The 10,339-nt window shown below is 60.2% G+C and carries 7 protein-coding genes and 1 pseudogene; 6 read left to right on the forward strand and 2 right to left on the reverse strand.

Annotated features, from left to right (window positions below; genetic code table 11):
* Positions 1 to 71 precede the first annotated feature (71 nt).
* The 4 genes from ACVWXZ_RS11810 to recN all read left to right on the forward strand — a co-directional run bounded on the left by ACVWXZ_RS11810 (position 72) and on the right by recN (position 6,108).
* The gene (locus tag ACVWXZ_RS11810; protein WP_457402405.1) at positions 72 to 1,424 is read left to right on the forward strand and encodes a TldD/PmbA family protein; all 1,353 of its coding nucleotides are present in this window, start codon (positions 72 to 74) and stop codon (positions 1,422 to 1,424) included.
* A 71-nt stretch (positions 1,425 to 1,495) separates the two neighbouring features.
* The gene (locus ACVWXZ_RS11815) at positions 1,496 to 2,965 is read left to right on the forward strand and encodes a glutamate-cysteine ligase family protein (RefSeq protein ID WP_457482545.1); all 1,470 of its coding nucleotides are present in this window, start codon (positions 1,496 to 1,498) and stop codon (positions 2,963 to 2,965) included.
* Between the two features lie 207 nt (positions 2,966 to 3,172).
* Positions 3,173 to 4,207, forward strand: a complete 1,035-nt coding sequence (locus ACVWXZ_RS11820) for a M14 family metallopeptidase (RefSeq protein WP_457482546.1) — start codon at positions 3,173 to 3,175, stop codon at positions 4,205 to 4,207.
* A gap of 194 nt (positions 4,208 to 4,401) precedes the next feature.
* Complete coding sequence (recN, locus tag ACVWXZ_RS11825; RefSeq protein WP_457482547.1) at positions 4,402 to 6,108, forward strand: DNA repair protein RecN; 1,707 nt, start codon at positions 4,402 to 4,404, stop codon at positions 6,106 to 6,108.
* 45 nt (positions 6,109 to 6,153) lie between these two features.
* On the opposite strand, the gene ACVWXZ_RS11830 is transcribed toward recN, so the two are convergent.
* Entirely contained in the window at positions 6,154 to 6,861 is a 708-nt protein-coding gene (locus tag ACVWXZ_RS11830) for an ABC transporter ATP-binding protein (RefSeq protein WP_011432416.1), read from the reverse strand.
* A complete protein-coding gene (locus ACVWXZ_RS11835; RefSeq protein ID WP_457482548.1) occupies positions 6,858 to 7,676 on the reverse strand; it encodes an ABC transporter ATP-binding protein in 819 nt (272 codons plus the stop codon). Before ACVWXZ_RS11835 ends, ACVWXZ_RS11830 begins: the two co-directional genes overlap by 4 nt.
* A gap of 454 nt (positions 7,677 to 8,130) precedes the next feature.
* On the opposite strand from ACVWXZ_RS11835, the pseudogene ACVWXZ_RS11840 reads away from it, so the two are divergent.
* Positions 8,131 to 9,242: pseudogene (locus ACVWXZ_RS11840) on the forward strand (ABC transporter substrate-binding protein).
* Positions 9,243 to 9,753: 511 nt separating this feature from the next.
* Positions 9,754 to 10,098, forward strand: coding sequence for a hypothetical protein (locus ACVWXZ_RS11845; RefSeq protein WP_011432412.1), 345 nt, complete (start codon positions 9,754 to 9,756; stop codon positions 10,096 to 10,098).
* Positions 10,099 to 10,339: the final 241 nt, after the last annotated feature.

The following is a 10,339-nucleotide window of genomic DNA, read 5'->3' on the forward strand; positions in this document are numbered from 1 at the left end:
ATATTATACATTATTTTCAGTATAGTCGAGCTTATTATTGACTAGAGTCATGCTCTTGCCATCTCACTTTTATGCCCAGCTCCATCATTTCCCCGGAAAACCTGCTGGATCTCTGTGAACAGGGTGTGTACAAGGCGTTGGCCGCTGGAGCCGACCAGGCAGAAGTGTTTGCCAACTCAGGCCGGGAAACGGAAGTCACGTTTGAAAAAAACGACCTGAACCTGGCCCGCAGCAGCAGCGAGACCCTGTTCGGCGTTCGGGTTTTCTGTGGCGGCAGGCTGGGCTTTGCCACCTCCAACCGCCCGGAAGAGTTAGCTGAGACGGCGGCTGAGGCTGTGACCATGGCCAAGGCTTCGCCGGCGGATCCCCTCAACGGGCTGCCGGAGCCCCAACCTTTGCCCCAGGTGCCCTTTGCCCTCGACCCAGGCCTGCTGGAACTGGATGCCGCCGAGCTGACCCAGTTGGGATCCCAATTGCTGGAGTGGGTGCGCTCCAAAGACCCTCGCATCACCATCGACAGCGGCTCCCTCAGCGTGGAGGAAGAGACCCTGGCCATCGCCTCTTCCACCGGCATCCGCGCCAACCATCACAGCGTGGAAGCGGGGGGATCCCTCTTTGGCATGGCCATTGATGGGGACGAGGTGGGCAGCTTTGCCTACGACGGCGACAGCGTCCAGAAGCGGGCCGATCTGGTGCCGGCGCTGGAGCGGGCTTTTGATCGCTTTGTCCAGAAATGCGTGGGCGCGCTGGGGGCTGGCGAGGGGGAGAGCTTCCGCGGCCCCATTGTCCTGCCGCCAGATGTGGTGGAGGAGTTTCTAGGGGATCTCCTCTTTGTGCTGGGGGCGGATGCGGTGCGCAAAGGCAAAAGCCCCTTGGCGCAAAAAATGGGATCCCGGATCGCCAGCCCGTTGCTCACCGTGGTTTCTGAAGGCCTGGGCCTGCCCGGCTACCCCATTGAGCCCTTCGACCGCGAAGGGATCCCGCGCCAGATTACCCCCCTGATTCATGAAGGGATCCTCTGCAACTTCATGTACAACAGCTACGAGTCCCGCGCTGCTGGCGTTCCCTCCAACGGCCATGCCACAGGGGGAGCAGGCAGCCTGCCGGGAGTAGGGCCGGCTTGCCTGAGGGTGGCCCCAGGGACAACCCCCCTGTCCGAGCTCTACGCGATGGATCGGGGAGTTATCGTCACCCGCCTCTCCGGCAGCAGCAACCCCATTACCGGTGACTTTTCTGGGGTGGTGAAAGGGGGCTTCTTGGTCAAAGGCGGCGAGAAACGCCCCATCCTGGAGACCACCATTGCCGGCAATCTCTACGATTGTTTGCGCAATATCTCCGCCATTTCCCAGGAAGTAACGGTTTTCAACGGCACGGCTGCCTTTCCCGCCCTGCGCATTGAAGATGTATCCATCACTGCGGGCTAAGTAAAGCTAGGGGTGTCGAGATCCCGGCAACAGCGATTAACCTCATTCCCAAAAGCTGCGGAGTTGTTCCCATGGGCCAGGAGATCACCTGCCTCCGTTTTGGTACTGCAGACTTTGCTCAGTTTGCAGCTCGGCTCCAGCAAGAGACGAAGTTGCTCGAGCGCTGGTTGGCCGGTGCGCCGGGGCTGGATCCCGCCTGCCGGCCCTTTGCCCAGGGATCCCCGGTGGGCGGGTTTGAGCTGGAGGCGTGGCTGGTCACCCCTCAGGGGGATCCGGCCCCGATCAACTCAGCCTACCTGGAAGCGGTGAATGATCCGCTGGTGGTGCCGGAACTGGCCCAGTTCAACGTGGAGATCAACAGCCGGCCCCAAGTTTTGACCGGCTTGGCTCTGCGGCAGTTTCAGCAAGAGCTGGGCCAAACGTGGGATCGCTGTTGCCGGGTGGCCGAACACTTGCAGGTGGGGCTGATGATGATCGGGATTTTGCCCACGGTGCAGCAACGGCAATTGACCCTGAAGATGATCTCGCCCCGCAAGCGTTACCTGGCCCTCAACGAGCAGATCCTGAACTTGCACCGGCGTGAGCAATCCCAAGCGATCCCTTCCCTGGGGCTAGATATCGAAGGACCGGCTGGGCGGTTGCGGGTTACCCACCCGGACATCATGCTGGAGGCGGCGACCACCTCTTTCCAAATCCATCTGCAGGTATCCCCCCAACAGGCGGCCCGTTACTTCAACGCTTCCCTGCTCGTGTCAGCCCCCTTGGTGGCGCTGGCGGCCAATTCCCCCTACCTATTCGGGCACGATCTGTGGGCAGAAACCCGCATCCCTTTGTTTGAGCAAGCTTTGGATGGGCCACCCCCGCCCTCCCCCACCCACTGCCCCCGCGTCACCTTCGGGCAAGGCTATGTACAGGGATCCCTGATGGAGCTGTTCTGGGAAAACCTGCATCGCTACCCGGTGGTGCTGCCGCAAACGTTGGCCGCCTCTCCCTGGGAGCTGGCCCATTTGCGCCTCCACAACGGCACCATCTGGCGCTGGAACCGACCCCTGATCGGCTTGGATCCCGTTCCCCACTTGCGCATCGAACAGCGGGTGGCAGCGGCAGGCCCAACCCTACCCGACATGATCGCCAACGCGGCCTTCTACTTTGGCCTGGTGCAAGCCTTGGGATCCCAGCCCGTCCCCCCCGAGCAGGAGCTGAGCTTTGCCCAGTGCCGCGCCAATTTCTACACGGCGGCCCGCTGGGGTCTGGAGGCCCCCATCACTTGGCTCAAGGGTTGGCAGGGATCCCTGCGCCAATTGCTGCTGGAAGAGCTGATCCCCCAAGCAGAGGCGGGTTTGGTTCAACTGGATCTGGCCCCCTCCGATATTCAGGAGTATCTGGGCATTCTCCGCGCCCGCGTCGAGTCGGGGCAGAATGGGGCCACCTGGCAGCGCCGCTATGTCGCCCGGCATGGTAAAGATATGCAACAATTAACCTGTGCCTACTGGGAACGGCAGCGGCAAGGCCAACCGGTACACACCTGGGATCTCAGCTAGGGCTCTCTCCACAGCCGGTTGTACCAGCGGTGGGCCACCGCGGCGGCAGGGCGGACCCTTGCTCAAATTTCGAGCGGGCAGATTCTTGCTCAGAGGGTCTTTCGCGACCCGAGCTACCGCAGCGAAACGGTTCATTTGGACTCCCGCTCCCTCCCACCCTAGGGCCGGAAGCCAGAAGTTTGAGTCGAGCCTCTTAGCCCAAACAGCATGCTCACCGTTCTCGATCATCTACCGGATCAACTGCTGGATCTAGAGGCCCATCAGCTTTACGACCGATTGGGTGGGCCAACCCTCATCCATCTGCCGGGACGACGGGATCCCGCCCTGTTTGTGTCCGTCCTGCTGCACGGCAACGAAACCACCGGCTGGCAGGCGGTGCGACAGCTTCTCCGCCGCTACAGTCCTCTGCACCGCTGCCGCGAACGGGAATTGCCCCGCTCCCTTTCCCTCTTCATCGGCAATGTTCATGCAGCCCGTCAAGGACAACGGCGGCTGGACGGCCAACCCGACTACAACCGCATTTGGGGCTCCGGCTCCACCCCCGAACATGCCATGGCCCAGGCCGTCCTTCAGCAAATGCAGCAGCGGGGCGTTTTTGCCAGTGTCGATATCCACAACAACACGGGCACCAACCCCCACTACGCCTGTGTCAATCACCTGGATGCCCCTACCCTGCACCTGGCCACCCTGTTTGGGCGCACCGTTCTCTATTTCACCAGGCCAGAAGGGGTGCAGAGCATGGCCTTCGGGCGCTTCTGCCCGGCGGTGACCCTGGAATGCGGCAAGCCGGATCAGCCCCACGGCACCCAGCATGCCTACGAATTTCTGGAAGCCTGCCTTCACCTGTCGGCGATCCCGCAGCGCCCTGTCTTCCGCCAAGATATCGACCTGTTCCACAGCGTCGCCATTGTCAAAATCCCGGATCAGGTGAGCTTCAGCTTTGGGGAAGAGAATGGCGACCAAGAGGGATCCCCCTCTCACATCCGCTTCCCGCCGGATTTGGATCTCCTCAATTTTCGGGAGCTTCCCCCCCACACCCCTATTGGCTGGACGAACAACGGCTTCCACCTGGAGGTGCAAGACGAGCAGGGCCAAAATGTGGCGGATCGCTTTTTCTATGCCTGCAATGGAGAAATTCGCACCAGCGTGCCCATCATGCCGGGCATGCTCACCCTCAACAGCCGCATCATCCGCCAAGACTGCCTCTGCTACCTGATGGAGCGCTACCCCCTGGTGGGCTGAGCCGGGCTGCCAATTTCCCCGAGGGGATCCCCAAACCAGAACGGGTGGTGCTCCCCACCCCTGCAATAACAGACTCCCCGCTGGCCGCTGTACCCGTCCGCCGAGGGATGGTGGGTACGCTAACGTGGGACAGAGCGACCCCGCAAGCCCTATCCTGAAAACTGCCAACGGCACGCTGAGCCCACGGGATCCCTATGTTGCGCCTGCTGCGGATCGAGAACTTTGCCCTGATCGAGCAATTGGAGATCCCTTTTCGAGCGGGGCTGAACGTGCTCACCGGAGAAACCGGGGCCGGCAAATCCATCATCCTCGATGCGCTGGATGCAGCTCTAGGAGGTACAGCTCGGGCTCTGCGAACTGGCAGCGAACGAGGTCTGGTGGAGGCAATTTTCCATCTCAATCCCGAGCTGCAAGCCTGGTTAGAACAAGAACAAATCGAACCCCTAGAGGAGGGCCTGGTTTGTAGTCGCGAGCTGGTGTTGCGCAACGGCAAGCTCACCAGCCGCCTGCGGGTGAATGGGGTGCTGGTGAACAAAGCCCAGATGCTCAACCTGCGGGCCAAATTGGTGGAGATCACTGCCCAGGGGCAAACCGTTCAAATCCAATCTCCCCAAACCCAGCGCCGTTGGCTGGACGACTTTGGCGGCGAAGAGTTGTTGCGAACACGGGCGGAGGTGGCTGCCCTTTACCAAACCTGGAACCAACTGAAAACAGAGGTGGAATCCCGCCGGCAAAACCAACAACTGCGCCTGCAACGGCTAGACCTACTGGAGTTTCAAGCGCAAGAGCTGGCCGCCCTGCGCCTGGAGGATCCCGACGAAATGGCCAAGCTGGAGCGGGAACGAGAGCGCCTGGCCCACCGCGTGGAACTGCAACAGCAAAGCTACGCAGCTCACCAACTGCTCTACCAAAACGATAGTGGCTCACCGGCCATCGCCGACCTGTTGGGCCAGGTAGAGCGGCTGCTCCAGACCATGACCCAGCGGGATCCCGACCTAGCCCCTCTGGCGGAAATGGTCAGCAGCGCTCTCATTCAGGTGGAGGAGGTGGGGCGGGAGCTGGTTCGCTACGGCGAGACGCTGGAGGCGGATCCCGGTCGGTTGAACAAAATTGAACGGCGCTTGGCGCAACTCAGACAAGCCTGCCGCAAATACGGCCCGACCTTGGCTGAGGTGATGGCCCATGCGGAGCGGGTGCAGGCGCAGTTGGCCCAACTGCAAGGAGACAACACCGACCTAGAGGAATTGCAGGCGCGGCTGGACAAAGCTGCCCAAGACCTGGAGCGCCATTGCCAAGCGCTCTCCCAACTGCGGCAACAAGCGGCCCGTCAACTGGAAAAGGCCCTCATAGAAGAGCTCAGGCCGCTGGGGATGAGCGCAGTGCAATTCCAGGTGCAGATCCAACCCGGCCCCCCGACGGCAGAGGGGGTGGATCAGGTGAGTTTTTGGATTAGCCCCAACCCGGGTGAGCCTCTTCAGCCCTTGGCCAGCATCGCCTCCGGCGGCGAGATGAGCCGTTTTCTGCTGGCCTTGAAAGCCGTATTCAGCCGCATCGATCCGGTGGCCACCATGGTTTTCGACGAAGTCGATACCGGCGTGTCGGGCAAAGTGGCACAAGCCATCGCCACCAAGCTGTACAGCATCGCCCGAGATCACCAGATCCTCTGCGTCACCCACCAACCCCTGATCGCTGCCCTGGCGGATCACCACCTGCGGGTTCACAAGGTGGTGCACCAAAAGCGAACTTCTGTGCGGGTGGAGCTTTTGGGAGAACGAGAACGCCGCGAAGAACTGGCCCAACTTACTGCCGGCCACTCCGCCCAAGAAGCGATGACTTTTGTGGAGGCTCTCCTCAACCAAGCAGCTCAACTGCGCAAGCAGCAACTGGCCAGCCCCGCTTGACCCTCCTCTCCTTTTGTTTTGAGTGAGGGGAGGGGGGTGAGGGCCTCACCCGCCCAAGAACAGCTCCAGCACCTCAGGATTGTTCAACAAGTTGGGGCCAGTATCCTCAAAGCGGTTTTCTCCCGTGGACAAGACATAGCCCCAGTCCGCCATCTTCAGGGCCTGCTTGGCATTTTGCTCCACCATGAGGATGCTGATGCCGAGACGGTTGATCTCTTGCAGGAGGGCGAAGGTCTGTTCTATGTACAGCGGTGACAGGCCGGCGGTCGGCTCATCCAGCAACAACAACTGCGGCTCCACCATCAACGCTCGCCCTATGGCCAGCATCTGCCGTTGTCCACCCGATAGGGATCCCGCCGCTTGGCGTCGTTTCTCTTTCAGGGGTGGAAACAGCTCATAAACCCGCTCCAGTTGGGCGGCAGGGTTGTCGCGTCGGATGAAGGCCCCCATCTCCAGGTTCTCTTGCACGGTGAGGGAAGGAAAGACATTGTTGGTCTGGGGCACAAAGCCGATTCCCCGCTGCACCAGTTGCTCGGCAGGCAAGTGGGTGATGTCGGATCCCTGAAACAGCACTCGGCCTGAGCGGATGGTGGCCAAGCCAAATAAGGATTTCAGCACCGTCGATTTGCCGGCTCCATTGGGGCCGATGATCACCACAATTTGCCCGGGGTTCACCTTCAGGTGGATCCCCTTGAGGATGTCCACCCCCCGGTAGCCGCTGTAGAGATCTTGGATGTCCAGCAAAGGGGTCATGAGAGGGATCCCTCCGAAGGCAGAGGGGAGGGTTGGGGTGGGTTTAGGGAGTCGGCCAGTGCCACAGATCCCAAATAGGCCTCCCGCACGGCTGGGTTTTGTTTGATCTCCTCCATGGATCCCTGGGTGAGAACCTTGCCGGCAGCCATGACCACCACATGGTCGCAGAGACGGGTCACCAGATCCAGGTCATGCTCGATGATGCAAAAGGTGCAGCCCCGCTCGCGGTTGAGATACTCGATAAAGCGCATCAAATCCGCCAGCAGGGTGCGGTTGACGCCGGCCCCCGGCTCGTCCAGCAGGATCACCCGTGCATCGGTCATCAAGGTACGTCCCAGTTCCAGGAGTTTTTTTTGCCCGCCGGAAAGGGTGATGGCCAGTTGATCCCGCAGATGGATCAGGTTCAGCCGTTCCAGAACCTCTTCCGCCCGAGCTTGCAGGTTGCGTTCTTGTCGTTGCACCTGCCGCCAACTGAACCAAGTGGCGAATAGGTTTTCCCCTATCTGATTGGGGGGAACCACCATCAAGTTCTCCAAGACAGTCATGCGGCCAAACTCCCGCGGGATCTGAAAGGTGCGCACCAGCCCTCGACGAAACAGATGGTGAGGGGGCAGGCCGGTGATGTCTTCCCCATCTAGCCAGATGCGCCCGCTGCTGGGCCGAATAAACCCGGCAATGATGTTAAAAAGCGTGGTCTTCCCGGCCCCATTCGGGCCGATCAAGCCCGTAATCCGACCGGTTTCGATGCGGAAGGAACAGTGATCCACCGCGCTAATGCCGCCAAACCGCTTGGAGATGTCGTCGATAACAATCACGCCGCTGCCTTGGGAAAACCCCGCCGACCGATGAGTTCAGTATTTCTCAAAATATAATGAGCCCAATGGCCGAGTTTGCCCATTATCCTTCCTGGATTCCTACAGGGGCAACTGCCTTTGGAGGCCGCAGCCAGCCCTACAGCAGCCAAGGAACGGGCGAGATCCTGAGTCTGGCCCGCCTGTTTCCCGGAGCCATCTTTTCTTGAGGGAGTGGGGAACGCTTTGAGGTGAGCCAACGTCTGACTGCTACGGTTCAACACTTGCTTGACTTTTGGGATCTGAGTTCTACTTTCTCTTCCCTCACAGGAGGTTGTCGGCTATGTCTCGCATGAATAAACTCACCCGACGGGCCTTTGCAGCGGCGGCTGCCCTGACGGCGGCTGCTCTTGCCACCACTCTGCTGCCCAGCACGGCTCAGCAGGCAACTCAAGGGCCGGTCAAAATTGGGGCTTTAATGTCTCTCACCGGGGATCTGCAGGCCTTCGGGGAAAACTGCCTCAAAGGGATCAAGCTGGCGATTGACCAAATCAACGCCGCCGGTGGCATTTTGGGATCCCCTGCCCAAGTGGTCGAAGCGGATGACCAGACGTCGGCTCAGCCGGCTATCGACGCAGCTCAACGGTTGGTCACCGTGGAGAAGGTGGCCGGCATCATCGGCGCCTTGGGCAGTGGCATCACCATTCCGGTGGCCACGACGGTTTCTGTTCCCAATCGGATCCCGCAAATTTCCCCCGCTTCCACCGCTCCTACCATTACCACCCTGGAGGACAACGATTTTCTGTTTCGCACAGTTCCTTCCGATGCCTATCAAGGGGTAGCCCTGGCCCAGATCACCCGTGAAGAGAAGCTGGAGCGCCTGGCCATCATAATAACGACTATGGCCAGGGCCTGGCCGACAGCTTTAAGACGGCTTTTGAAAAGCGGGGCGGCACCATCACCAAGTCGGTTCCCTACGAGCCCGGCAAGGCTTCCTACCGCAGTGAGCTGACCCAACTGAAGGAAGGGGATCCCCAGGCGTTGGTGCTGATTGGCTACCCCGAAAACGGTGTGGTCATTTTGCGGCAAGCTTTGGAAGAGGGGCTGTTTGACCGCTTTGTCTTCACCGATGGCATGCGCTCTCCCGATGTGGCAGCCCAGGTGGGAGCCGAAAAGCTAGAGGGATCCATCGGCGTTTCGCCTCAGGCCCTCACCGATAGCAAGGCTTACCAAATCTTTGCCGAAGCCTACAAAGCCGCCTACGGGGAGCTGCCCCCCACCCCCTACATCGACACCGCCTACGATGCCGCTTTTGTCCTGGCTCTGGCCATTCAGAAAGCCGGCAGCACCGATGGCACTGCTGTTCGGGATGCTTTGCGGGAAGTGGCCAATCCCCCCGGCACCGAGATCCTGCCCGGAGAGTGGGCCAAGGCGGTGGAGCTGATCGGCAAAGGGGAAGACATCTTCTACACCGGCGCCTCTGGATCCATCAACTTCGATGAGAATGGGGAAGTTGCCGGCACCTTTGCCCACTGGACTTTCCAGGGGGGGAAGGTGGTGGATCTGAAGGTGTTTGAGCCGGAGAGCTAATTTTCCCCTGCGGCTCCTGAGTGGGGGCCGGTTTCTCCTTCTGAGCATGCCTCTAACCCCCAAAACCCTGAACTTTGCTGAATTTACTGAGCTTTAGGCGGTTTGGCAAAAGTCATTGAGAGGGATATAGTAGACCAAGTTTCCCCCTGATCCTTGAGTCCACCGCAACGGTTGCCGGGAAGTGAAGGGGGAAAGCGCTCGGGGGGTATTCCTCAGGGCTTTGCGGGATACCGCCTTCCTGCTCAGAGATAGGCAGGATGCGATCGCTTCTTTCCTGAACCATGTTCAGGAGAGTTCAGCGTGAATGTATCAGCTCCATCAAGACAATCCAGACGAGCAAGACGGGCCTGCACAGAGTACCCTCTGCAGGCCTTTTTGTGGGCCTGGGCCGCGCGGCTGTACGTCCCCAGCAGGGATCCCTCCCCATCACGTAGCTTTTTTTTGCGGCAACTCAGCGGAGGGCAAAGCAGGCTAAAGTGTCGGCATCCTGGCGTCTTGTGGAGAATCCTCGATGTTGTCCACCCAACTCCTCCTCCCCGGAGTGGCAGCTCTGCTCGGCTTCGGGTTTGCTCCAGCCGTCCTGGCTCAGACTTCCCACACCCAGCAGATGGCGATCCTGAACGGCAACGCCACCACCCTGCAAAGCAACGTCCTGCAAAACACCGTCCTGATCCTGCCCAACGTTCCCCCACAACAGTACGCCGACAGTTGGGGCTGGAGGAGCAGCCGCTCTTTGCCTCCCACTCCTGCTCCCATCACCGTCGTCATCCTCAACTCCCAAGTCAACCTAGCTGCCGAGGAAGTCGAGCCGAGGTCTTGCGGCCAGCGCTGTAGGGGATCCCTGCGCCTGCCTTGAGCGGGGGAGGCTGCTTTTTGCACTCCAGACTGCCCAAGTCCGCAATCCGGTTCGCGGCCACGCTCGGATCTGGGTGGATGGGGATTGATATAATCCAGGGCAATTGTCCGCTGCTGGGCGGCAGAGGGTTTTAACGCAAGCTTGGCCCGGCTGATACATTTACGCTGAACACTGCTGAACATCACTGTTCAACTATGCAGCGATAGCATTCTGTTTGTTTCCAACCAGAATGGCGGTATCC

It is taken from the genome of Thermostichus sp. MS-CIW-38, assembly GCF_054058415.1.

Excerpts from the sequence above, each read along its gene's own strand:
- ACVWXZ_RS11820 (WP_457482546.1), top strand. The coding sequence starts at position 3,173 with ATGCTCACCGTTCTCGATCATCTACCGGATCAACTGCTGGATCTAGAG.
- ACVWXZ_RS11830 (WP_011432416.1), bottom strand. The coding sequence starts at position 6,861 with ATGACCCCTTTGCTGGACATCCAAGATCTCTACAGCGGCTACCGGGGG.
- ACVWXZ_RS11845 (WP_011432412.1), top strand. The coding sequence starts at position 9,754 with ATGTTGTCCACCCAACTCCTCCTCCCCGGAGTGGCAGCTCTGCTCGGC.
- recN (WP_457482547.1), top strand. The coding sequence starts at position 4,402 with ATGTTGCGCCTGCTGCGGATCGAGAACTTTGCCCTGATCGAGCAATTG.
- ACVWXZ_RS11815 (WP_457482545.1), top strand. The coding sequence starts at position 1,496 with ATGGGCCAGGAGATCACCTGCCTCCGTTTTGGTACTGCAGACTTTGCT.
- ACVWXZ_RS11810 (WP_457402405.1), top strand. The coding sequence starts at position 72 with ATGCCCAGCTCCATCATTTCCCCGGAAAACCTGCTGGATCTCTGTGAA.